At 72.0% G+C, this 23,132-nt stretch carries 23 protein-coding genes; 12 read left to right on the top strand and 11 right to left on the bottom strand.

Translation table 11 applies throughout. The features are described 5' to 3' along the window. Positions 1-15 precede the first annotated feature (15 nt). Both Pflav_RS19045 and Pflav_RS19040 read right to left on the bottom strand, forming a co-directional pair. On the bottom strand, positions 16-873 hold the full coding sequence (locus Pflav_RS19045; RefSeq protein WP_173037349.1) for an aldo/keto reductase: 858 nt from the start codon (positions 871-873) through the stop codon (positions 16-18). A gap of 10 nt (positions 874-883) precedes the next feature. Then, positions 884-2,020: a glycosyltransferase gene (locus Pflav_RS19040; protein ID WP_173037348.1), complete on the bottom strand. Its 1,137-nt coding sequence runs from the start codon at positions 2,018-2,020 to the stop codon at positions 884-886. 188 nt (positions 2,021-2,208) lie between these two features. Here Pflav_RS19040 and Pflav_RS19035 point away from each other — a divergent pair, with 188 nt between their 5' ends. Genes Pflav_RS19035 through Pflav_RS19015 form a run of 5 tightly spaced genes read left to right on the top strand, consistent with a single transcriptional unit; the run spans position 2,209 to position 5,888 of the window. Next, positions 2,209-3,240, top strand: a complete 1,032-nt coding sequence (locus Pflav_RS19035) for a TolB family protein (protein ID WP_173037347.1) — start codon at positions 2,209-2,211, stop codon at positions 3,238-3,240. A gap of 37 nt (positions 3,241-3,277) precedes the next feature. Next, complete coding sequence (locus Pflav_RS19030; protein WP_173037346.1) at positions 3,278-3,853, top strand: dienelactone hydrolase family protein; 576 nt, start codon at positions 3,278-3,280, stop codon at positions 3,851-3,853. A gap of 52 nt (positions 3,854-3,905) precedes the next feature. Continuing rightward, positions 3,906-4,226 carry a YkvA family protein gene (locus Pflav_RS19025; RefSeq protein WP_173037345.1) on the top strand — a complete coding sequence of 107 codons (321 nt, stop codon included), beginning with the start codon at positions 3,906-3,908 and terminating at the stop codon, positions 4,224-4,226. Positions 4,227-4,281: 55 nt separating this feature from the next. Further along, the gene (locus Pflav_RS19020) at positions 4,282-4,668 is read left to right on the top strand and encodes a YciI family protein (RefSeq protein ID WP_173037344.1); all 387 of its coding nucleotides are present in this window, start codon (positions 4,282-4,284) and stop codon (positions 4,666-4,668) included. After that, on the top strand, positions 4,665-5,888 hold the full coding sequence (locus Pflav_RS19015; RefSeq protein ID WP_173042522.1) for an RNA polymerase sigma factor: 1,224 nt from the start codon (positions 4,665-4,667) through the stop codon (positions 5,886-5,888). The genes Pflav_RS19020 and Pflav_RS19015 overlap by 4 nt, the downstream gene beginning before the upstream one ends. 66 nt (positions 5,889-5,954) lie before the next feature. Here Pflav_RS19015 and Pflav_RS19010 read toward each other — a convergent pair whose 3' ends face one another. Next, a complete protein-coding gene (locus Pflav_RS19010) occupies positions 5,955-6,857 on the bottom strand; it encodes a LysR family transcriptional regulator (RefSeq protein ID WP_173037343.1) in 903 nt (300 codons plus the stop codon). Positions 6,858-6,927: 70 nt separating this feature from the next. On the opposite strand from Pflav_RS19010, the gene Pflav_RS19005 reads away from it, so the two are divergent. Further along, entirely contained in the window at positions 6,928-7,440 is a 513-nt protein-coding gene (locus tag Pflav_RS19005) for a hypothetical protein (RefSeq protein ID WP_173037342.1), read from the top strand. Here the strand turns inward: Pflav_RS19005 and Pflav_RS19000 are convergent. Genes Pflav_RS19000 through Pflav_RS18975 form a run of 6 tightly spaced genes read right to left on the bottom strand, consistent with a single transcriptional unit; the run spans position 7,397 to position 12,710 of the window. After that, complete coding sequence (locus Pflav_RS19000) at positions 7,397-7,948, bottom strand: RNA 2'-phosphotransferase (protein ID WP_173037341.1); 552 nt, start codon at positions 7,946-7,948, stop codon at positions 7,397-7,399. The genes Pflav_RS19005 and Pflav_RS19000 overlap by 44 nt on opposite strands. Next, positions 7,941-9,089: a VWA domain-containing protein gene (locus Pflav_RS18995; RefSeq protein WP_173037340.1), complete on the bottom strand. Its 1,149-nt coding sequence runs from the start codon at positions 9,087-9,089 to the stop codon at positions 7,941-7,943. The genes Pflav_RS19000 and Pflav_RS18995 overlap by 8 nt, the downstream gene beginning before the upstream one ends. Then, entirely contained in the window at positions 9,089-10,063 is a 975-nt protein-coding gene (locus Pflav_RS18990; RefSeq protein ID WP_173037339.1) for a VWA domain-containing protein, read from the bottom strand. The genes Pflav_RS18995 and Pflav_RS18990 overlap by 1 nt, the downstream gene beginning before the upstream one ends. Beyond that, positions 10,060-10,950, bottom strand: coding sequence for a DUF58 domain-containing protein (locus Pflav_RS18985; RefSeq protein ID WP_173037338.1), 891 nt, complete (start codon positions 10,948-10,950; stop codon positions 10,060-10,062). The genes Pflav_RS18990 and Pflav_RS18985 overlap by 4 nt, the downstream gene beginning before the upstream one ends. Then, positions 10,947-11,924, bottom strand: coding sequence for an AAA family ATPase (locus tag Pflav_RS18980; protein WP_173037337.1), 978 nt, complete (start codon positions 11,922-11,924; stop codon positions 10,947-10,949). Before Pflav_RS18980 ends, Pflav_RS18985 begins: the two co-directional genes overlap by 4 nt. A gap of 27 nt (positions 11,925-11,951) precedes the next feature. Next, a complete protein-coding gene (locus Pflav_RS18975; RefSeq protein ID WP_173037336.1) occupies positions 11,952-12,710 on the bottom strand; it encodes a S1C family serine protease in 759 nt (252 codons plus the stop codon). Between the two features lie 69 nt (positions 12,711-12,779). On the opposite strand from Pflav_RS18975, the gene Pflav_RS18970 reads away from it, so the two are divergent. Beyond that, on the top strand, positions 12,780-15,656 hold the full coding sequence (locus tag Pflav_RS18970; protein WP_173037335.1) for a glycoside hydrolase family 2 TIM barrel-domain containing protein: 2,877 nt from the start codon (positions 12,780-12,782) through the stop codon (positions 15,654-15,656). A 235-nt stretch (positions 15,657-15,891) separates the two neighbouring features. Here the strand turns inward: Pflav_RS18970 and Pflav_RS18965 are convergent, their stop codons facing one another. Further along, positions 15,892-16,467 (bottom strand): SDR family oxidoreductase, encoded by a 576-nt coding sequence (locus Pflav_RS18965; protein ID WP_173037334.1) that lies wholly within the window; start codon positions 16,465-16,467, stop codon positions 15,892-15,894. Continuing rightward, positions 16,467-17,159, bottom strand: coding sequence for a VOC family protein (locus Pflav_RS18960; RefSeq protein WP_173037333.1), 693 nt, complete (start codon positions 17,157-17,159; stop codon positions 16,467-16,469). The genes Pflav_RS18965 and Pflav_RS18960 overlap by 1 nt, the downstream gene beginning before the upstream one ends. Before the next feature lie 171 nt (positions 17,160-17,330). On the opposite strand from Pflav_RS18960, the gene Pflav_RS18955 reads away from it, so the two are divergent. The 5 genes from Pflav_RS18955 to Pflav_RS18935 are packed head-to-tail and all read left to right on the top strand — an operon-like array spanning position 17,331 to position 22,880. Further along, positions 17,331-18,662 carry an ABC transporter substrate-binding protein gene (locus Pflav_RS18955; RefSeq protein ID WP_173037332.1) on the top strand — a complete coding sequence of 444 codons (1,332 nt, stop codon included), beginning with the start codon at positions 17,331-17,333 and terminating at the stop codon, positions 18,660-18,662. A gap of 1 nt (position 18,663) precedes the next feature. Further along, positions 18,664-19,593 (top strand): carbohydrate ABC transporter permease, encoded by a 930-nt coding sequence (locus tag Pflav_RS18950; protein WP_232071623.1) that lies wholly within the window; start codon positions 18,664-18,666, stop codon positions 19,591-19,593. After that, a complete protein-coding gene (locus tag Pflav_RS18945) occupies positions 19,590-20,489 on the top strand; it encodes a carbohydrate ABC transporter permease (protein ID WP_173037331.1) in 900 nt (299 codons plus the stop codon). The genes Pflav_RS18950 and Pflav_RS18945 overlap by 4 nt, the downstream gene beginning before the upstream one ends. Next, the gene (locus tag Pflav_RS18940; RefSeq protein ID WP_173037330.1) at positions 20,486-21,808 is read left to right on the top strand and encodes a GH1 family beta-glucosidase; all 1,323 of its coding nucleotides are present in this window, start codon (positions 20,486-20,488) and stop codon (positions 21,806-21,808) included. The genes Pflav_RS18945 and Pflav_RS18940 overlap by 4 nt, the downstream gene beginning before the upstream one ends. A gap of 1 nt (position 21,809) precedes the next feature. Continuing rightward, complete coding sequence (locus Pflav_RS18935; RefSeq protein ID WP_232071621.1) at positions 21,810-22,880, top strand: LacI family DNA-binding transcriptional regulator; 1,071 nt, start codon at positions 21,810-21,812, stop codon at positions 22,878-22,880. The last annotated feature ends 252 nt before the right edge of the window (positions 22,881-23,132 follow it).

The raw sequence follows: 23,132 nt of genomic DNA, 5'->3' as shown, positions 1-23,132 counted from the left end.
CCGGGCATGCGGTCGCTAGTAGAAGAGCGGGGACAGCTCGCGCTCGGCGACGAGGGCGTCCATCTGCTCGTCGGACGGGCGCTCCTGGAAGCGCTCGGCCGCGTCGAGCAGGCCCGGCAGGATCGTCACGTCGCCGGTCGTGATCAGGAACGCCTGCGGGTTGCCGAGCACCCAGTGCACCGCGAGGTCGATGCTGGGCTGGTCGCGCAGCGGCTCGTACCACGTCGTGGCGGTCTTCTCGCGGCCGTCCCACGGGCGCAGGGCGAGGCTCTTGATGGTCTGTAGCGCGACGTCGCGCTCCGCGCTGGCGGCCGCGACAGCCTCGAACTTCTCCGCGTAGCGGGCGTCCCGCATCTGCCGGTAGTTGTATGGCAGCAGCACCGAGTCGAACGGGAAGCGCTCCAGGCTGCGGCGGTGCATCTCGGGCACGGACAAGCCGTGACCGGTCACGCCGATGAAGCGGACCAGCCCCTCCTCGCGCGCCTCGACGGCCGCCTCGAGCGCGCCGCCGTCACGCAGGGCGTTTTCCCAGTCGATGACGTCGACGAGGTTGTGCAGCTGGATCAGGTCGATCTGGTCGACGCCGAGGCGCTCCAGCGAGCGGTGGATCTGCTCGCGCGCGGCGCGGTACGACCGCTCGCCGGTCTTGGTGGCCAGGAAGAACGTGTCGGGGTGCCGCCGCAGCCACGGCGCGACCCGCAGCTCCGCGTCGCCGTAGCTGGCCGCGACGTCGATGTGGTTGACGCCGTGGGCGAGCAGGACGTCCAGCGTGCGGTCGGCGTCGCCCTTGGAGACGTTGGCCAGCGCCGCGCCGCCGAAGATGACCCGGCTGGAGGAGTGTCCGGTCGCGCCGAACGGGACCCGTGTGATCACGTGCGAAAGCTTACGCGGCCAGCTCAGGGGCGCTCGCACCCTCATGGGTGAGTGAATGCTGGGTCCGGGTCCGCTCGTAGGTCTCGACCGTGCGCAGTGCGGCCACCGTCCAGTCGTACGCGCCACGGACCCACTCCGCGCCCGCGGTCCCGTACGCCTTGCGCAGCTCCGGGTCGGCGAGCAGGTCGCGGATCGTGCCGGCGAGATCCCCGGGCGGTACGAGGCGGCCGGTCACGCCGTCGGTGAGCGTCTCGCCCAGCGGCCCGCCCGCCGTGGCCACGACCGGGATCCCGCAGGCCATCGCCTCGACCGCCGCGCGGCTGAACGACCAGTGCTCGGGTGTGCAGATCAGCAGGTCGGCCGAGCGGTACCAGCCGGGCATGTCGCCGTAGGGTGCCGCGCCGGTGAGCCGCAGCTGCTCGTGCACGCCGTGGTTGACCGCGAGGGCGCGGAGCTCGGCGGCGTGCGGGCCGAGCCCGTTGGACGGCGGGCGCGGGCGGCCCACCACGACGAGCTCGGTGTCCGGCAGCTCGGGGAGCGCGTCGACGGCGGCGGCGAAGCCGCTGGCCGGTTCGAGCTGGCCGACGGCGAGGACGCGGTGGGTGCGGCGCCGGACCCAGGCCCGCCCTTCCGGGGTGAACCGGGTGGTATCCACGCCGGGTGGGATGACCGAGACGTTCGCGGGGGCGGCACCCAGCCGCCGTACCTCGCGTGCCTCGGCGCGGGAGAGCGCCACGACGGCGTCGGCGGTACCGGCGATGGCCGCGGCGTCGCCGTCCTGCTCACCGTGGAAGGTGACCACGGTGGGCCGGCTGGTCAGCTTCCGGGCCACCATCGCGGCGACGGCCGAGGGCAGGGCGTGCGCGTGTACGACCTCCGGCGCCCAGCCGTCCCGCCACGACGCGTCCAGCCACTGCCCGAACTCGTCGCCGTCCTCGGCGGGTACCGCCACGGTGGTCACGCCGTCCGTGCCGGCCTTGACCTCGGGCTGCGAGAGGCTGGTCCGTCGCGTGTAGACGCGTACGTCGTGCCCGCACTCGGCGAGGGCGGCGGCCAACTCGCCGACGTGTACCGCCGGCGCCGCCGTCCAGGCCCGGCTCGCGGGGCGCACTGGCCGATGGTCGACCGAGAGAATCGCGATGCGCATGTACGTACGCTCCGTTCGCCGTGACCCTACCGAGACCTGGCCGAGATGTTCCCGAGACTCTAGCCGTCAAACCCTGGCGTGTGGGCTTGACGCCGTTGCTTGTCGGGCTTGCCCCGGGATGCAACTATCGGCTGGCCGTGGCGGGGGTCTGACCGCGGCAGCACCGTCGTCGAAGCCAGGGAGGGACGATGGCCAACCCCGGGCAGGAGCCGGGTGCCGAGCCGCGTGAGCAAGGACGGGCGTCCGTCGTGGACCGGCGGATGATCATCATAGGGGTACCGCTGCTGGCCGGCCTGGCCGCGGCGGGCGCCGTCACCGGGTACGTGCTGGGTGGCGACAAGCCAGCCGAGGGCGGCGCCGACGGGGACGACGAGGCACCGACTCCGTCCACGACCCCCACCGCCGCCGAGGGGCCGTACCCGACGGACACGATGCTCGTCCGCCTCGACGAGGGCGAGAGCTCGTCCATCTACAGCACCACGCCGGGCAGCGGGGACCGGACGAAGCTCGCCGACTCCGGACACGACGCGCTGCCGCAGTGGTCACACGACCGCCAGACCATCGTGTACATCCGTAACGACGGCAGGTGGTGGCAGATCGTCACCATGCGCCCGGACGGCTCCGACCCGACCGTGGTCGTCGACCGGGTGGGCCGCGGTACCCGGGTCTGCTGGTCGCCGGATGACAAGCAACTGGCCTATGTGGACACGTGGGAGGGGCGCAGCCAGCTCTTCACGTTCACCCTGGGCGACGAGAAGCCCGTGCGGGTCACCCGGAGCAAGGACGACAAGGACGACCCCACCTGGTCGCCGTCCGGCGACGTGGTCGCGATGTGGATCAACACGAAGGGCAACCGGCAGATCGCCCTGGTCCAGCTCGACGAGCCGGACGCGACGCCGCGCTGGCTGACCAAGGACGAGGTGAACTGCGCCGACCCGTGCTGGTCGCCGGACGGCAAGTGGATCGCGTACACGCGCAACGGTGCGGCGGGCGGGCAGTCCGACATCTGGATGGTCCGGCCGGACGGCACCGACAACCAGCCGGTCACCAGCGGTACGGCCCAGGACATGGACCCGACCTGGTCGCCGGACAGCAAGTGGATCGCGTTCACCCGGGGCAGGGTGCAGGAGCCGTCGGTGTGGATCGCCCGCCCGGACGGTACCGAGGAGCAGCAGCTCACCGTCGGCGGCGTGTACGAGCGGCACGCCTCCTGGTCCTGAGCCCTTCGTGTCGGGGGTGCGGCATAGGCTCTGGCCCATGGCTGTGATCCTCTACCTGCACCACGCGCTCGGGCTGACGTCCGGGCAGCGCGACTTCGCCGAGACGCTGCGCAAGGCCGGGCACACCGTGCACACGCCGGACCTGTATGGCGGCAAGGTCTTCGAGACTCTCGACGCCGGTATCGCCCACGGGCGGTCGCTGGGCTTCGAGGCGCTTCTGGACGACGGTGTCGCCGCCGCCGAGGGGCTGCCCGCTGAGGTGGTGTACGTGGGGTATTCGCTCGGCGTCCTGCCCGCGCAGCGGCTCGCCCAGACCAGGCCCGGTGCCAAGGGCGCGGTGTTCCTGGAGTCGTTCGTGCCGCCGTCCGAGTTCGGCGCCTGGCCCGCTGGCGTACCCGCGCAGGTGCATGGGATGGATGAGGACCCGATCTTCGCCGGCGAGGGTGACCTCGACGCGGCCCGGGCGTTCGTCGCGGCGACGCCGGAGGCGGAGCTGTTCCTCTACCCCGGCAAGGTCCACCTGTTCGCCGACGCGAGCCTCGGTACGTACGACGAGGTGGCCGCCGCGGCGCTCACCGAGCGGGTGCTCGCGTTCGTCAATCGGGTGGGGTAGGCCCCAGCTCGCTCGACGGGCGGGTGGCGCTCCGCTCAGCTACCGTGACGGCATGTCGCGCGAAGCCTGGACCGTGGTGATCGTCCTCGGCGTGATCCTCGCCGTGGCGACGCTGATCGGCGCGCTCGTGCTCGCCGTCCGCGTCTGGCGCACCCGCAAGCTCCTCGGCCAGCTGGGCGCCGGCGGCAAGGTGGCGTTCTACGGCGCGCTGCTCTACACCATCCTCCCGGTCGACCTGCTGCCCGACCCGATCTACCTCGACGACATGGGGCTGCTCACCGGCGCTCTGCTGTATCTCACCCACCTGGTGCGAAAGCAGCGGGCCACCTCGTCGGAGTTTCATCCGCCGGTCCCGGCGGAGCGCCGGCGCTGATGTAGAAATCGGCTGTCCGGCTTCGTCCATGGGGTGACCTGAAGGGAGTCGGAGCATGCCCAGATACCTGCTGACCGTGGACTACAACGGTGGCGACGTCGAGTCACCGATGGCCGAATGGGCGCCGGAGGAGGTCACGGCGCATCTCAACTACTACAGAGCGCTCAACACGGAGCTGGCCGAGCGCGGTGAGCTTGTCGGCATGGAGGCGCTGACCGGCCCGGAGGTGGCCAAGGTGGTGGTCGGTGACGGCGTGACCGCGCCGGTGGTGACCGACGGCCCGTTCGCGGAGTTCAAGGAGATGCTGGCCGGCTTCCAGATCGTCGACGTGGAGTCGGAGGAGCGGGCCATCGAGATCGCCGCCCGCGTCTCGGCCGTACCCGGTCCGGGCGGGATCCCGCTGCGGCAGCCGATCGGAGTACGCAGGGTGATGGACGCCTGAACGCCGTCGCGTTCGAGGACCTGCTGCGTGAGTGCGCGCCGCAGGTCCTCGGCGTGCTCGCCCGGCGGTACGGCGACTTCGACGCGGCCGAGGACGCCACTCAGGAGGCGCTGCTCACGGCCATCACGCACTGGCCGGCCGAGGGCGTGCCGGACAACCCGCGCGGGTGGCTGATCCAGACCGCCAGCCGCAAGCTGCTCGACCAGCTGCGCAACGAGCAGGCCCGGCGGCGCCGGGAGGTGGCCGCCGCGCTCCGCGAGCCACCCCCGCCGGCCTGCGCCGAGGAGGACGACTCGCTCACGGTCCTGCTTCTCTGCTGCCACCCGGCCCTGACACCCGCGTCGGCGATCGCGCTCACGCTCCGTGCGGTCGGCGGCCTCACCACGGCCGAGATCGCCCGCGCGTTCCTGGTGCCGGAGACCACGATGGGGCAGCGGATCAGCCGGGCCAAGCAGCGGATCAGGGCGTCCGGCACCCCGTTCGCGATGCCGTCCGGCGCCGATCGCCTGAAGGCCGTGCTCCGCGTGCTCTACCTGATCTTCAACGAGGGGTACACGAGCAGCGCCGGCCCGGCCGTCCACCGCGTCGAACTGTCCCGCGAGGCGATCCGGCTGGCCAGGCTGACCCACCGCATGGTGCCCGACGACACCGAGGTGGCCGGCCTGCTCGCGCTGATGCTGCTCACCGACGCCCGCCGCCCCGCGCGCACGGGCCCCTCCGGCGAGCTGATCCCGCTGGCCGACCAGGACCGCGGCCGGTGGGACCGCGCGCTGATCGAGGAGGGCACGGCACTGCTGGACGCCGCCATCGTCCGCGGCGCGGTCGGCGAGTACCAGCTCCAGGCCGCGATCGCCGCCCTCCACGCCCGCGCCGCCCGCGTGGCGGAGACCGACTGGCCGCAGATCCTCGCGCTCTACGGCCTGCTGGAACGCATGACCGCCAACCCGATCGTCACGCTCAACCGCGCGGTCGCCGTCGCGATGGTGCACGGCCCGGCGGCGGGGCTGGCCGCGGTGGAGGAGGCCGCCGAACGCCTGCAAGACCACCACCGCCTGGACGCGGTGCGCGCCCACCTGCACGACATGGCCGGCGACACCGAGACGGCCCAACACCACTACCGCGCGGCCGCCGCCCGCACGTCCAGCACCCCGGAGCGCTACTACCTGACCCTCCAGGCCGCCCGCCTACACGCCCGCATCGCCCAACCAGGCCCTTTCTAGACATTGAGCTACCGCGACGTCCGCGGTGGTCCAGACCGCCGCTCCCGCAGCCTCACCCTCCGCGCTTCACAACCATCGCCAGCCAGCCTGGTCATGGCGGCGGGGGCTGGCGAGGTGGGTGCGGGTGCGGGTGAGGAGGTCGGCCACGCGGGGGTCGTCTAGGGCGCCTGGGCGGTGGAAGGCGTAGTAGGGGATGTCCGGCAGGTCGGCGAGTGGGCGGCTGACCAGGCCGGCGGTTGGGGTGACGCAGCCGTTCACTACCGCGAGGCCCAGGCCCAGCGACACGAAGTGCAGGGTGAGCGGCCAGCCCTCGGCCTCGACCGCGACCGACCACTCGACGCCGGCGGCGCGGAGGGCGCGTTCCAGGGCGATCCTATGTGGACGCTGCGGTGGCGGTACGACCAGGGCGGCGCCGGCGAGGTCGCGTAGCCGCAGCCGGCGGCGGCGGGCTAGGGGGTGGGTGGCCGGCAGGATCGCCGTCTGCGGGTAGCTGGCGAGCAGCTCGGTGGTCAGGTCGTCGGGCAGCGTGTCGAGCACGGCGACGCCGATGTGCGCGCGGCCGGTGCGGACGGCGGCGAGTGTCTGTGACCGGTCGCCGTTGACGAGGCGGAGGCGGGCCGGCAGCGAGTCGCGGATGACGGGGCCGAGCAGGTACAGGTACGCACCCTGGCCGGCGGCGAGGATCACCGGCTGGTGTGGGGGAGTGGCGCGCAGCTCGCCGAGGAAGCGGGTCAGCCGCTCGTCGTGGTCGCGGGCGAAGCGGGCCACCGCCTCGCCGTCGGGCGTGAGGACCAGGCGGCGGCCGCTGCGGTGGTAGAGCGGGCGGTCGAGCGTGCGTGCCAGCTTGGCCACCTTGACGTGCAGGGCGGGCTGGGAGATGTGCAGCTCGGCGGCGGCGCGGGTGAAGTTGAGGTGCTCGGCGAAGACGGCGAAGGCGGTGAGCGCGTCGCTCGACACCTCGCCGTTCATAGGCTCTGACTATAGCTGGGTGCTACAGGAATAGTTCTGCTCAAGAGCCAGGGGCCCGATCCTTGACCACATGAGACTTGGTATCGACATCGGCAAGGTCATCATCAACGGACCCGCGCATCCTGAGGGTGGCGACACCGCGTTCTTCACCGGCGATACCGCGCGGCTGCTGCGCACGCCGTCCATGCCGGGCTCGTTCGAGGCGATCGCCCGCCTCGTGACGCTCTTCGAGGGGCGGGCCTGGCTGGTCTCCAAGTGCGGCGAGCGGGTGGAGCGGCGTACGCGTCAGTGGCTGGCGCACCACGACTTCGCCGGCCGTACCGGGATCCCGCCCGACCACGTGCGGTTCTGCCGGGCGCGGCGGGACAAGGCGATCCACTGCGCCGAGCTGGGCATCACCTACTTCGTGGACGACACGCTGGAGGTACACGAGGCGCTGCGCGGCCTGGTCCCGCACCTGTACCTCTTCGGCCCGCAGGCGGCGACCGCCCCGCCGTGGACCGAGCACGCTCCAACGTGGACACATGTCGAGGAGGCGATCAGGGCGACGGTCGCAGGTACTCCGGCGGGACGTGATCGGTGAGCCACACGCCGTTGGCGCTGCGGTAGAACGGGTACCCGGCCGCCGCCATCGCCGCCGCGTCGACGGTCAGCACCGCCACCGGCCCGCGCCGGCGCCGACCGACCACTTCGGCGGTGGTGAGGTCCGGCGAGAGGTGTACGTGGTGGCGCCCGCCCCGCTCCAGCCCGCGCGCCCGGATCGACGGCACGGCAGCGGCGGAGGTGCCGTGGAAGAGCACCGGCGGGGGCGGCACCTCCTCGAGGCCCAGGTCGACCGGCACCGAGTGGCCCTGGCTGGCGCGGATCTCGTCGCGGCCGCCGGGCCCGGAGCGGATCGCGTACCGGCGCTTGTCGTTGCCGTCCACCACCGCGTCCAGGTCCGCGCGGCTCACGCCGGTGCCAAGGGCGGCCAGCAGGTCGTCGACCGCCACCCAGCCCTGCGGGTCGAGGGTGATCCCGACGCTGCCCGGGTCGTGGCGCAGGATGTACGACAGGCGCCGGCTCAGCCGGACCAGCGCGCCGCTATCCACGCTTCCAGACCGTGTTGTCCGGCGGGGTCTCACTAGGAGGCGGCGGAGGCGGAGGTGCCGGCGGCGAGGGAGCGAGAGCGGGCGGTACCACCACCGGCCGCTGCCACCACTGCGCCAGCCCCAGCCCGCCGAGCACAAGCAGCGCCCCCACCAGGGCGAACCACGCGGTGATCTCCACGTTTTCGCGCTGCAACGTGATCGAGCTGGGCAGGTCGAGCAGCACCTCGGTGAGGGCGTCGGCGTTCTCGGCCTGGAAGTACTCGCCGCCGGTCATGTCGGCGACCTCGGTGAGCGTGTCCTCGTCGATCTGCTGGTAGCGCCCGCCGCGCCCGAAGCCGCCGAACGGACCCATCCCGTCGCCCCGGAACGCCGCGTCGCCACTGATCTGCTCACGGCTGCAGACGGAGGGCGCGGGCTCGCTGCTGCCGAAGCCGATCGTGTACACCCGGACCTTGCGCGCCGCCGCCTCGCTGGCCGCGGTGATCGGGTCGACGCCCTGGGTGTTGCGGCCGTCGGTGAGCACCACGATCGTCTCCGGCTCGTACTCTCCGGAGTCGCCCGCGGGCGGTGGCGCCTCGACGCCGGTGGGTGGCACGTCCGGGTTGATCTCGGAGATCGCGTCGACCGACGTGAGGATGGCCTGGCCGATCGCGGTACCTCGGGAGGTCTTGAGGTCGGCGATCGCGGCGAGCAGCACGTCCTTGTCGGTGGTCGGCTCGACCAGCAGCCCGGCGATCGCGGAGAACGTGACGAGGCCGATCCGGGTGCCGTCGTCCAGCTCCTCCACGAACGTGCGGGCCGCCTCCTGCGCCGCACTCAGCCGGTTGGGCGGGACGTCGGTCGAGCACATCGAGGCGGAGACGTCCATCGCGAGCAGGATCGAGGCGGAGTTGGACGGTACCGGCACCGAGGCCTGTGGACGCGCGGCGCCGCCGGCGAGCACGACGAGGCCGGCGGCGAAGAGCCAGATCGGGATGCGCCGCCGCCACAGCGAGCGGCCCGGGAGCGCGGCCCGGATCAGCGTGATGTTGGAGACCCGCACGGTCTCCCGGCGGCGCCGGCGGCGCAGCCACCAGCGGTAGCCCAGCAGCAGGGGGAAGGCGAGCAGCGCGGCGAGGGCCCACGGCCAGGTCAGCGACATCAGAGGATCCGTCCGAACCAGGTGATCATGAGCAGCCCGCCGATCGTGAGCAGGAACAGCGCGATCCCGACCGCCGCCCCGGTCAGCTCGACGAGCTTGTCCTCGACGGTGATGCGCAGGTCGAGCGAGTCGTAGACACCGCCGAGGGACTGCGCGTCCTGGGCTCGATGGTAAGAGCCGGCGGTGGCCTCCGCGACCTGGGCGAGCAGCTCCTCGTTGAGGGCGGTCGCCATCTGGAACCCCTCGACCTCGATCGTGGCGCCCTCGACCGTGCCCACGCCGACGGTCTCGATGTGTACGCCCGCGGTCGCGGCCAGCTCGGCGGCGGCCAGCGCGTCCGGCCCGCCGGTGTCCTCGCCGTCCGTCAGCAGCACGATCGTCGCCGAACGCCAGTAGCCGAGGTCGGGCGGCGGCTCGCCGGCCTCCGCGTCGGGCAGGCTCACCGGCTGGCCGACGATCGCGGACAGCGAGGCGAGGATCGCCTGCCCGAGCGAGGTACCACCGGCCACCGTGAGGCGGTTGATCGCGGCGACCGTGCTGTCGTGGTCGTTGCTGGGCAGCTGGGTGGTGAGCGCGCCCTGCCCGAAGGCGACCACCCCGACGTCCACCGTGTCCGGCTGCGACCGCACGAACGTGGCCGCCGTGGACTGGGCGGCGCCCAGGCGGGTGGGCGTGACGTCCGTGGCGCCCATGCTGTTGGAGACGTCGAAGGCGAGGATCACGGTGCCCGAGGCGCGCGGTACCGGCACTGTCGCTTGTGGACGCGCGACGCCGAGGAAGAGCAGGACGAGCGCGCCGAGCATCAGCAGCGGCGGCAGATGCCGCCGTAAGCGCCCACCCCGGGGACGGGCGGGCGCCAGTCCGGCGGCTGCCAGCGCCGCGGCCCGGCGCCGTTGCAAGAGGTGGTACGCGACGAACAGCCCCACCCCGACCGCCACCGCGACGGCCAGCAAGAGTGGGTACCGAAACGTCACGCCCGCCTCCGTTTCGACTGCTGTGCCATCTCGACCAGCGCCGCCACCAGGTCCTGGTCGGTGCCGAGCCGGTGGGCGGCCGCGCCGGAGCGCCGGATCGCGCCGGTGACCGCGAACTCGCGGGCGTCCACCTCGGCTCTCAGCCGCCGCCGGAAGAGCGGGTCGCTCGTGTCGGCCAGCAGCTGCTCACCTGTCTCCGCGTCCTCGACGAGCACCAGCCCGAGGTCGGGCAGCTCCAGCTCGGCCGGGTCGACGATCCGGATCACCACCACCTCGTGCCGCAGCGCCAGCCGGGTGAGCGCCGGCTCCCAGTCGAGGTCGCCGATGAAGTCGGAGATGACGAAGACAAGCCCCCGCCGCCGCGCGGTGGCCGCGGCCAGGTGCAGCATCGCGGCGAGGTCGGTGGGGCGGCGGTCGTCGCGGGCCGGCCCGTCCTTGGTCAGCTCGTGGGTTATGTGCAGGACATGGGTACGTCCGCTGCGAGCCGGGATCACCCTGTGCACCTGGTTGTCGTAGAGGATTGCGCCGACTCGGTTGCCGCCCTGCGTGAACAGCCGCGCCAGGCACACCGCCAGGTCCGTCACGACCCCGGCCTTGCCGTCGCCGGTCGCCGCACCGAACCGCATGGACGCCGACCGGTCCAGCACCAGCCAGGAGGTCACCTCGCGGTCCTCGGTGTACTGCCGCACGTACGGCTCGTCGAGGCGGGCGGTGACGTTCCAGTCGATGTGCCGCACGTCGTCCTCGGCCGTGTACGCGCGCAGGTCGGCGAAGTCGATGCCGGTGCCCCGGAACACCGTGCGGTAGGCGCCCTGGAGCCGCCCGTCGAGCCGGCGTACGACCTGCCACTCCAGGCGGCGCAGCAGGCGGTCCGGCGGGGTGGTCACCGCACCGCCGCCTTGTCTCTCAGCGGGGCGTCCGGCACAGGCAGCGCGGCCAGCACCCGGCCCAGCACGATGTCCGGCGTGACGTCGTCGGCTAGCGCCTCGTACGACAGCACGAGCCGGTGCCGCAGCACGTCGAGGGCGATGTCGGTCAGGTCGGTCGGCACGGCGTAGTCGCGGCCGCGGACGAACGCGAGGGCACGGGCGGCCAGCACGAGGTTGATCGAGGCGCGGGGGCTGGCGCCGAAGCTCACGTACCGGGTCAGCTCGTCCAGGCCGACGTCGGCGGGGCGGCGGGTCGCGTTGGCGAGCCGGACCGAGTACTCGATCAGCGCCGGGTCCACGTACACCTGGTCGACCTGGGCCTGCATCGCGGTGAGCTTTTCCGGGTCGGCGACCGCCTGGGTGACCGGCGGCGCCGCGATGGCCCGCTCGACGATCACGAACTCCTCGGTGGGGCTCGGGTACCCGACCACGACCTTCATCATGAACCGGTCGACCTGCGCCTCGGGCAGCGGATACGTACCCTCGGACTCGATCGGGTTTTGCGTGGCCATGACCAGGAAGGGGCGCGGCACCTGGTGCGTCTCCCGGCCGATCGTGACCTGCTGCTCCTGCATGACCTCCAGCAGCGCGCTCTGTACCTTGGCCGGCGCCCGGTTGATCTCGTCGGCGAGCAGCAGGTTGGTGAAGACCGGCCCGAGCGAGACCTGGAACTCGCCGGTCGGCTGGTGGTAGACCCGGGTACCGACGATGTCGGCGGGCACGAGGTCCGGCGTGAACTGGATGCGGTGAAACTGGCCGCCGATCGCGTGGGCGAGCGCCTTGACCGCGAGCGTCTTGGCGAGGCCGGGCACGCCCTCGACGAGGATGTGGCCGCGGGCGAGCAGGGCCACCAGTAACCGTTCGAGCAGGGCGTCCTGGCCGACGATCGTCTTCTTGACCTCGTAGAGCACCTGCTCCACCGGTGTCTGCATGTGCTTACCCGTCCTATCGTCGTCGTCTCAACGCTGTGGTCCGTCGTCGCTGCCGGGGCCACCGCCCAGCGCAGTGCCGATCGGCACCGCGAAGCCGATGCCGATGAACGTGCCGGCCCGGGTCGGGTTCGCCAGGGCGACCACGATGCCGATCGTCTCGCCGCGGGTGTTGACCAGCGGGCCGCCCGAGCTGCCCGGGTTGACCGCGGCGTCGAACTGGATCAGGCCGGCCAGCTTGCTGCCGTCGTCGCCGGCCGCGGCCCTGTCCAGCCCGGAGACCACGCCCGCGGTCGCGCTGCTGGTCATACCGAGCTGGTTGCCGACGGCGACGACCGGGTCGCCGACCGCGAGGCGGCCGGAGTTGCCGATCGTGGCGGGCACGAGCACGGGCGGGAGGCTGGCGACGGCGAGGGCGGCGATGTCGTTGGCCGGGTCGCTCGCCTCGACGGTCGCGGCCGAGCGCGTACCGTCGGCGAACGTGACCCGCACCTCGCCGCCGTTGACCACGTGCAACGCGGTGAGGATGACGCCGGTGTCGCTGGCCACCACGCCGGTGCCGGTGCCGGCGACCCGCTCGCCGGCGGCGAGCCGCTCGACGATGACGATCGAGGGGGCCACCGCCTCGTACACCTCGGCGGTGGTGAGCTGTGGTGTGGCGGTCGGCTCGGGTGAGGGGCTTGGCGCGGCGGCGGGCGAGCCGCCCCCGGGGCCCCATCGGACGAGCACGACCGCGAGTAGCAGGAGCGCCACGACCGCGGCCGCCCCGACGACGGTCCAGCGGCGCATGGTTCACGATAACGGCGGGGAAGCCGTGCAGGCTAGCCTACTGTGAGCGCTCACAGTAATGTGCGACCCATGAGTGAGCGCTCCTGGTACGAGTCCTTCGCCCCGCCGCCGACCGCCCAGCCAGCCCGGGCCTGGCTCGACAGCGACGCCCCGCGGCTGTCGCTCGACGGGTTGTGGCGGTTTCGGTACGCCGAACGCGCCGACGGGCCGCTGGACTTCACCGGGCCGGCGTTCGACGACGCGGGGTGGGATCGGCTGCCGGTGCCGTCGCACTGGCAGCTGCACGGATACGGCGCGCCCGCGTACACGAACATCGCCTACCCCTTTCCCCTCGACCCGCCCCGCGTCCCCAACGAAAACCCGACCGGCGACTACCGGCACGCGTTCCGCCTCCCGGACGGGTGGCCGGGCGGGCGCGCGGTGCTCCGCTTCGCCGGTGCCGACTCCGCCGCCCGCGTGTGGCTCAACGGTGTCGAGCTCGGGTGGACCACGGGCAGCCGGCTCACCACGGAGTTCGACGTCACCGAGGCGCTGCGCGCGGACGGCGACAACGTCCTCGCGGTCCGCGTCGTGCAGTGGAGCGCCGGCAGCTACGTGGAAGACCAGGACATGTGGTGGCTTTCCGGCATCTTCCGCGGCGTCGACCTGATCGCCCGACCGGACGGCGGGATCGGCGACGTCGAGGTCCGCGCCGACTACGACCACGTGACCGGCGGCGGCACGCTCACCGTCGCGGCGGACGTCCCGGCCCGGGTGCGCGTGCCCGAGCTCGGCGTCGACGCCGAGTGCGGCGAGACGGTCCGGCTGCCCCGGGTCGAGCCATGGTCGGCCGAGCGCCCCCGGCTGTACGACGCGACCGTCAGCACCGGCGCCGAGACAGTGACCCTCCGGATCGGCTTCCGGAGCGTACGGATCGACGGCGGCGTCCTGACCGTGAACGGCCGGCGCGTGCTCTTCCGCGGCGTCAACCGGCACGAGTTCCACCCCGACCGGGGACGCGCGGTCACCGAGGAGGACATGCTCGAAGACGTGCGGCTGATGAAGCAGCACAACATCAACTCGGTACGGACCAGCCACTACCCGCCGCACCCGCGCTTCCTGGAGCTGTGTGACGAGTACGGCCTCTACGTCGTGGACGAGTGCGACCTGGAGACCCACGGCTTCGACCTGGTGGAGCGGCGGGACAACCCGGCCGACGACCCACGCTGGACGGACGCGCTCGTCGACCGCATGCGGCGCACGGTCGAGCGGGACAAGAACCACCCCAGCGTCGTGCTCTGGTCGCTCGGCAACGAGAGCGGCAGCGGTCGCAACCTCGCCGCGATGGCGCGCTGGGCGCGGCACCGCGACCCGAGCCGTCCCTTGCTGTACGAGCGGGACTGGACCTGCCGCGACGTCGACGTGTACAGCCGGATGTACCTCACGCACGCCGAGATCGAGGCGATCGGCCGAGGCGAGGAGGCGCCGCTCGACGATCCGGCGCTGGACGCGCGGCGGCGGGCGATGCCGTTCGTGCACGTCGAGTACGCGCACGCGATGGGCAACGGCCCCGGCGGGCTCGCCGAGTACCAGCGGCTGTACGAGACCTATCCGCGCCTCCAGGGTGGCTTCGTGTGGGAGTGGATCGACCACGGCCTGCGCGCGCGTACGGCCGACGGGCGCGAGTACTTCGCGTACGGCGGCGACTTCGGCGAGGTGCTGCACGACGGCAACTTCGTCGCGGACGGCCTGCTCTTCCCGGACCGTACGCCGTCGCCCGGCCTGCTGGACCTGAAGAAGGTCTTCGAGCCCGTGCGCATCACCCCCTCCGGCGACGGCGGCCTCACCATCCGCAATGGACACGTCGACAGTGGACTGTCCCATCTGGACTTCCGGTGGATCCTGGAGGACGGCGGCGAGGTGGTGGCCCGGGGCGCGCTGGAGGTGACCGACGTACCGCCCGGGGAGAGCGTGCGGGTGGACCTGCCCGTGCTGCCGGCCACCGGGGCAGAGGCGTACCTGACCGTGCAGGCCGTGCTCGCCGCCGACGAGCCGTGGGCCAAGGCCGGCCACGAGGTCGCCGCAACCCAGCTCCCGCTCGGCGCCCGCCGCCCGCCGGAGCCACCGCCGGCCCGGATGGCGATCCGCCGCGACGGGGGCAGGGTGCACGTCGGGCCGGGCCTGCTGGACGAGCGGACCGGCCGCCTCGTGCGCCTCGGCGGGTGGGAGGTCGACGGGCCGCGGCTCCAGGTCTGGCGGGCCCCCACCGACAACGACCGCGCGCCGCACGGCGAGGCCCTCGAACCGCGCTGGCGGGCGGCCGGCCTCGACCGGCTCACGCACCGGGTCGACGAGGTGACGGTCACCGGGGACGGCGTGGTCGTGCGCACCCGGGTCGCGCCGGCTGCGTCGGACGGCGGGCTGCTCGCCACGTACACCTGGAGTGCCCTGGCCGACGACGGCCTCCGCCTCGTCGTGGACATCGACGTGGCCGGACATCTTCCCGGGCCGCTGCCGATGCTCGGCGTGGTCTTCGCGCTGCCGGGCGAGCTGGACAAGGTGGAGTGGTTCGGGCGCGGGCCCGGCGAGGCGTACCCGGACACCGGCCTCGCCACCCGCACCGGCCGATGGTTCCGGACCGTGGCCGAGATGCAGACGCCCTACCTCTTCCCACAGGAGAACGGGCGCCGCGCGGACGTGCGGTGGGCGACCGTCACCGGCGGGCAGGGCGGCGGCGTGCGGGTCGACGGCCGAACCCCGTTCGGCCTGACCGCCCGCCCGTGGACCGCCGAAGCCCTAGACAAGGCCGCCCACCCAACCGACCTCACAGCGGACGGCCACACCTGGCTAACGCTGGACGCCGGCCACAACGGCATAGGCTCCGCCTCCTGCGGCCCCGGCGTCCTCCCGCCCTACCTACTACCCGCCGCGCCGGTCCGCCTGGACCTAGCCTTCCGGCTGGTGTGACGGGGTTTGATCAGGGAGTTGGTGGTGGAGCGGCGCGCCGGCCGACACGCCCACCAACTCCCTGATCAACCGTTCGAGGTGAGGGCGGCGCAGCGCTCAAGGAGGGCGTCTTGGAGGTCCTGGTCGTAGGCTTGGTCGTTTAGGTGGACTATCTGGCGGTTGTGGTAGAAGTCGCCGGTGCCTGGGTCGTCCGAAACCGCGAGCCACACGGGGGTGTCGGCGCCAACCGTTACGTCTAGGGGGCGGCGTGGCCGCTCATCTTTGTGCGGATCCAGCCGGGGTGGACGGCGTTGACGCGGACGTCCGGGTGGCGGCGGGCGAAGGCGAAGGCGATCGCGGTCATCGCGAGCTTCGAGTCCGCGTACGCGCTGTCGGGCGTCCACTTCGCCTCGTGCTGGAGGTCGTCCAGGTCGATCCGGCCGCGCACGATCGAGTCGGAGCTGACGTACACGAGCCGCGACGGCAGCGGGATCAGGGCGGTGAGCAGGTACGCCGACAGCGCGTTCACCTGGAAGGTGCGCTCCAGCCCGTCCTCCGTCACCGGGCGCGGTCCCTCGGGCGGCAGCCAGCCGGCGTTGTGCACGATCACGTCGAAGGGCCCGAGCGCACTCGCGGCGGCGGCCATCGCCCGGGTGGCGGCGAGTGACGCGAGGTCGCCGACCACCACCTCACCCGCGCCGGCCGCCCGCAGCCGCGCCGCCTTCGCCTCGTCGCGGGCGTGCCGGACCACGTCGTGGCCGAGTCCTTCGAGGACGTCGGCGATCTTCGCGCCGATACCGTCGGACGACCCGGTCACCAGGATGCTGCCCATTACTCCACCTCGAATCGCTGGAAGCCGAGCACCCCGTCGTTCTCCAGCGGGCGCGGGCGTACCGGCACGTCGAAGCTGAACACTTCGAGCACCGCCGGCCCGGCCTGGAGGTACGTCATCAGGAACCCGCGCGGGTCGTCGTGGTGCCGGATCTCGCCGATCACCGGATAGTCGAACGCGTCGAGCGTGGCCGGCAGGTCCTCGACAGTGACCGCCACGTGGTCGAAGCGCGGCCGCTCGCCCGGCACGACCCGGGTCGCGGCCTCGGCGGCGGCGAGGTCCGGCGCGTACACGTGCTGGTAGCGGAGGTTGCCCTGGACGAACTCCAGCCGTGCGCCGTCCGGGTCGAGGAAGAACGCGATCCGCACGTCGCCGAGCACGTCGGCCGGGGGCGAGAGCACGGTGACGCCGGCCGCTTCCAGGTCGCGGACGCGGGCGTCGATGTCGGCGACCTTCATGCCGAAGTGGCGGATGCCGCCTTGCACGTCGTCGTTCACCCAGCCGCCCAGATCGGCGTCCGGCCCGACCTGGCTGACCAGTACGCGCACCTCGCCGGCGGCGAAGCACCGCGCGTCCTGGATGGACACGGGCACCTCCTCGAAGCCGAGCAGGTCGCGATAGAAGGCGGCGGATCGGTCGAGGTCGCGGGAGCCGAGCCGCACCTGCCGTAGCCCGCCCGAACGTGTGGTCACAAACGGGCACCATACCGTGACCGCTCACAGATGCGCCAGCACTGATCATCGGCGGCTGGCAACCCGTGAGAACGCAGCGGAAACAAATCCGCAACGAGGCCTTGACAGTCGTTCGAAGTCGCGCCGATTCTGTGAACGCTCACAGAGTACTGAAACTCAGGAGGGCACCCCATGACTCAGCAGATCCACCGGCGCGGCTTCCTCAAGGGCATCGCCGCGCTCGGCGCGGCCACCGCCGTGCCCACTTTCCTCGCCGCGTGTGGCGGCGACGACGAAGAGCCGGCCCAGACCGCAGGCGACCCGAACGCCCCGGCCAACCTCACCTTCTGGACCTGGACCACCAACGTCCAGAAGGTCGTCGACATCTGGAACGCCAAGAACCCCACCCAGAAGGTCACGGTGAGCAACCAGGCCCAGGGCGAGGAGCTGATCACCAAAACGCTCACCGCACACCGCGCCGGCAACGCGCCCGACCTGATCCACGCCGAGTACCAGGCCCTGCCGGTGCTCATCACCAACGGCGTCGCGGCCGACCTCACCTCGCTGGCCGACGGCATCAAGGGCGAGTTCACCGACGGTACGTGGGCGCTGACCTCGTTCGGCGGCAAGACGTACGGGATACCGCAGGACGTCGGGCCGATGATGCTCTACTACCGTGAGGACCTCTTCCAGCAGCTCGGCCTCACCGTGCCGACGACGTGGGACGAGTTCGCCGACGTCGCGCGGCAGGTGCGGCAGAAGGACGCCAAGCGCTACCTCGCGACGTTCTCCTCCGGCGACCCGGGCTGGTTCGCCGGGCTCGCCGAGCAGGCCGGCGCCAACTGGTGGGTCAACGACAACGGCACCTGGACCGTGCGGATCAACGACGAGGCGACCAAGAGGGTGGCCTCCTTCTGGGGTGGGCTTGTCAACGACGACGTGCTGTCGGGCAAGCCGATGTACACCCCCGAGTGGAACAAGGCGATGACCGACGGCACTCTGCTGGCCTGGCCGAGCGCGATCTGGGGCGCCGGTGTGCTGGAGGGCGTCGCGCCGAGCACCAAGGGCAAGTGGCGCATGGTGCCGATGCCGCAGTGGGACGGTACCCAGGCGACCGGCTACTGGGGCGGCTCGGCGACCGCCATCTCCAGCAAGTCGTCGCAGCGGGCGCAGGCGGAGAAGTTCGTCAAGTGGCTCAACACCGACCAGGAGGCGCTCGACGCGCTCATCGCCGAGGGCGGCATCTACCCGGCGGCCACCAAGGGCCAGTCCAGCTCGCAGCTCAGCAAGGCGCCGGCGATGATGCCCAACCAGCCCACGTTCTTCGCCGAGGCCGCCGACATCGCGCAGACCGCGCGGGGCTTCAACTGGGCGCCGAACGTCAACGTGACGTACAGCCAGTACAGCGACATCTTCGCCAAGGCCATACAGGACAAGTCCGACTTCGCCGCGGCGGTCGACGCCGTCCAGGCCGCGTCCGTCGCCGACCTCAAGAAGCAGGGCTTCGAGGTCAAGGAGGCGTGAGTTGCTAGCGGCTGCCACGGTCCGCCGTCGCCGGCCCAGCCGGCGCGGCGGCCCGACCCCGTACGTGTTGATGGCCCCGGCCGTCGTCCTGCTCGTGCTCTTCCTGCTGGTACCGATCGGGTACACGGTGTACCTGAGCCTGCGCGCCAACCGGGTCACCGGCGGCGGGCTGGGCATCCGCAGGGAGACGTTCGTCGGCCTGGAGAACTACGCGAGCGTGCTGACCGACTCGGCGTACGTCGACGGGGTGCTGCGCATGCTGCTGTACGGCGTGATCGTGGTCCCGTCGATGCTCGGCCTCGCGCTGCTCTTCGCGCTGCTGCTGGACACGCCCCGGGTACGGTTCGGCGCGTTCTCCCGGATCGGCATCTTCCTGCCGTACGCGGTGCCCGGCGTGATCGCTTCCCTGCTGTGGGGCTTCCTCTACCTGCCCGACGTGAGCCCGATCCGCGACACGTTCGAGTGGCTCGGGCTCCCCGCGCCGGACTTCCTCGCGCCCGGCACGGTGCTCTTCTCGGTCGCCAACATCGGCGTGTGGGGCGGTGTCGGGTTCAACATGATCGTGCTGTTCACCGCGCTGCGCGGGCTGCCGCCGGAGATGTACGAGGCGGCCCGGATCGACGGCGCCAACGAGGTGCAGATCGCGCTGCGGGTGAAGGTACCGCTGATCATGCCGGCCATCGTGATGACCGGGATCTTCGCGATGATCTCGACACTCCAGGTCTACACCGAGCCGGCCACGCTCCAGCCGCTCACCGACACCGTCTCGCAGACCTGGGTACCGCTGATGACGATCTACCGGGACGCGTTCGTCAACGCCGACATCTACAGCGCCGCGGCTGCCTCGGTGGTGCTCGCGCTCGGCACGCTCGCGGTGTCGGTCGCGGTGCTCACCCTCCTACAGCGGCGTGCCTTCGGGAGGGACCGATGACGACGACGCTCACCGCCCGCCCCACGGTGCCGGAGGCCGTGTCCACCAAAAGGGAAAGAGGCTCGCGCACCCGCTGGGTACCGACCGCGCTGCTGCTGCTCGGCGCCTTCTACTGCCTCGCGCCGGTGCTCTGGGTCGCGATCGCGGCGACCAAGGGGCCGAGCGAGCTGTTCAGCACGTTCTCGTTCTGGCCGAGCTTCCATGGCGGGTTCCAGTACAACGTCACCAACCTGCTCGACTTCCGGGACGGCGTGTTCCTGAGGTGGGCGCTCAACAGCCTGCTCTACGCGGGCGTCGGCGCGGTGCTGTCGGTCGCGGTCTCGACCATCGCCGGGTACGCGCTGGCTAAGTACGAGTTCGTCGGCCGCGAGCTGATCTTCATGACGATCCTGGCCGGCGTGCTCGTCCCGCAGATCACGCTCGCCGTGCCGCAGTACCTGCTGATGTCCGAGCTCAACCTCGTCAACTCGTACTGGTCGGTGCTGCTGCCGAGCATCATCAGCCCGTACGGCATCTATCTGTCCCGGATCTACGCCGCCTCGGTGGTCTCCGACGACATGCTGGAGGCCGGCCGGATCGACGGCGCCGGAGAGTACCGGCTGGCCTGGAAGGTCGGGCTGCCGCCGATGATCCCGGGCATGGTGACGCTGCTGCTCCTCCAGTTCGTCGCGATCTGGAACAACTTCCTGCTCCCGTACATCATGATCTCCGACGACCGGCGCTTCCCGATGACCGTCGGTCTGTTCACGATGCTCAACCAGGGCGCCAGCCAGCCCGCGCTGTACTCCCTGGTCGTCATGGGTGTCTTCCTGTCCGTGCTGCCGCTCGTGGCGCTGTTCCTGTTCCTACAGCGGTACTGGCGGCTCGACCTCGTCAGCGGGGGAGTCAAAGGATGAGTGTGGCGCGTTTTCCGGACGGCTTCGTGTTCGGTGCGGCCACGGCCGCGTACCAAGTGGAGGGTGCGGTCGACGAGGACGGGCGCGGACCGTCCATATGGGACACCTTCTGCCGGGTGCCCGACGCGATCGCCGGCGGCGACACCGGCGACGTGGCCTGCGACAACTACCACCGCTGGCCGGAGGACGTGGCGCTGATGGCGTCGCTGGGGCTGGGCGCGTACCGCTTCTCCATCGCCTGGCCCCGGGTCCAGCCGGACGGCGCCGGCCCGGCCAACCAGAAGGGCCTCGACCACTACCGCCGGCTGGTCGAGGGGCTGCGCGAGCGGGGCATCGTGCCGTACGTGACGCTCTACCACTGGGACCTGCCGCAGGCGCTCCAGGACCGGGGCGGCTGGCCGGCGCGGGACACCGCGTACAGGTTCGCCGACTACACCGCGATCGTGCGGGACGCGCTCGGCGACGTGGTCGACCACTGGGCCACGCTCAACGAGCCGAAGGTCGCCAGCCACGCCGGGTACGGCGACGGCATCCACGCGCCCGGCATCCGGGACCGGGCCCTGCGCGACCGGGCGGCACACCACCTGCTGCTCGCGCACGGGCTGGGGCTGTCGGTGCTGCGCGGCAGCGGCGAGGTGGGCATCACGCTCGACCTGAGCCCGGTGCGGCCGATGACCGGCTCACCGGAGGACGCGGCCGCCGCGGCGGAGCACGACTACGACAACCACGGCATGTTCCTGGAACCGGTGCTGCGCGGGCGATCCCGGCTCGGCGCCGACCTCGTGCGGGACGGCGACCTCGACCTCATCAGCGCCCCGATCGACTACCTGGGCGTCAACTACTACCGGCCCCTCTACGTGACGGCGGGCCCCCGCGCGGTGGTGCCTCCCGGGGTCCCGGTCACGGCAGTGGACTGGCCGATCGTGCCGTCCGGCCTGCGCGACCTGCTCGTCGGCCTCCGCGAGGCGTACCCGGACGTGCCGCCCATCCACATCACCGAGAACGGCGCCGCGTTCGACGACGAGGTCGGCCCGGACGGCAGCGTGGACGACCCGGCGCGGGTGGCGTACCTGCACTCGCACCTGCTCGCCCTGCACGAGGCGATCGAGGCCGGCGTCGACGTGCGCGGGTACTTCGTCTGGACGCTGCTGGACAACTTCGAGTGGGCCGAGGGGTACGCGAAGCGGTTCGGCATCGTCCGCGTCGACCAGGCCGACCTGACCCGTCGGCCGAAGGCGAGTGCCCATTGGTATGGACAGGTGGCGCGCACCGGCGCGGTACCGCGACCCGGGCCGGAGCCCGCGTGGAAAACTCAGTGAGATGACAGGCGGTAACGACACGGCGGACGCGGCCCAGCCCCACCCGAAGTCCCGGGGGGCCGCCCGGCGCGCGATGCGGCGCGGCCCGACGATCGACGACGTCGCGGAGCTCGCCGGCGTATCCCGCGGCACGGTCTCCCGGGTGCTCAACGGCGCGCGGTACGTGAGCCCGGCCGCGCTCAAGGCGGTCGAGCGGGCGGTGCGCACGACCGGGTACACGGTCAACCAGAGCGCCCGGAGCCTTGTCACCAAGCAGTCCAACGCGGTCGCGTTCGTGCTGTCTGAGCCCCAGGAGCGGCTCTTCGAGGACCCCAACTTCAGCGTGCTGCTGCGCTGCTGCACGCAGGCCCTCGCCGAGCACGACATCAGCCTGATCCTGATGCTGGAGTCCAGCGACGCCGAGCGCGACCGCGTCCTGCGGTACGTGCGCGGCGGCCACGTCGACGGGGTACTGCTGATCTCCGCGCACTCCGGCGACCCGCTGATCGCCGACCTCGCCAGCGGCGTCGTGCCCGCGGTGGCCTGCGGCAAGCCCGGCGGCCCGGAGGCGGCCATCCCGTACGTGGCGGCCGAGGACACCGAGGGCGCCCGCCAGATGACCCGCCACCTCGTGGCGCAGGGGCGCAAGCGGATCGGCATGATCGCCTGCACCCAGGTGGTCGGCGGCCAGGAGCGGCTCCAGGGGTACCGGGACGTGCTCGGCCGCAAGGCGCGCGGGCGGCTGGTGGTCGACACCTCCGACTACAGCTTCGCGGCCGGCGCGGCCGCCATGCGCGAGCTACTGTCCGTGAGCCCGGACATCGACGCCGTCTTCGCCGCCTCCGACCTGCTCGCCGCCGGCGCCCTAGCCGAGCTGCGCCGCGCCGGCCGGCGTGTGCCGGACGACGTGGCGGTGGGCGGCTTCGACGACTCCCGCATCGCCCGCGAGACCGACCCCCCGCTGACCACGATCCGCCAGCCGCTGGAGCGCGTCGCCGCCGACATGGTCGACGTACTGCTGCGACTAATCCGCCGCGAGCCCGCCTCGTCCCGCCTCCTGCCGACGGAGCTAGTGCTCCGCGAGTCCGCCTAGAAGACCAATCCAAGAGACCTGAGCTACCGCGACGTCCGCGGTGGTCCAGACCGCTGCTCCCGCGGCCTCACCCTCCGCGCTTCACAACCCACCGCCGGCCTAGCGGCCGCCGGCGGCCCGCCCAGGTCGACTAGATCCAGAACTCTTGCGGGTCTGCTCGTGCCGCCGGCCGCGAGGTCGGTGACGGGTTGTGAATCGCGGGGGTGACGGGTGGCGCGGGCATCCGGCGGGCGTCGGTTGCGGAATGCTCTC

Source organism: Phytohabitans flavus (assembly GCF_011764545.1).
In the GTDB taxonomy this organism is placed as follows: domain Bacteria; phylum Actinomycetota; class Actinomycetes; order Mycobacteriales; family Micromonosporaceae; genus Phytohabitans; species Phytohabitans flavus.
This window is presented reverse-complemented; position numbering and strand designations above follow the sequence as displayed.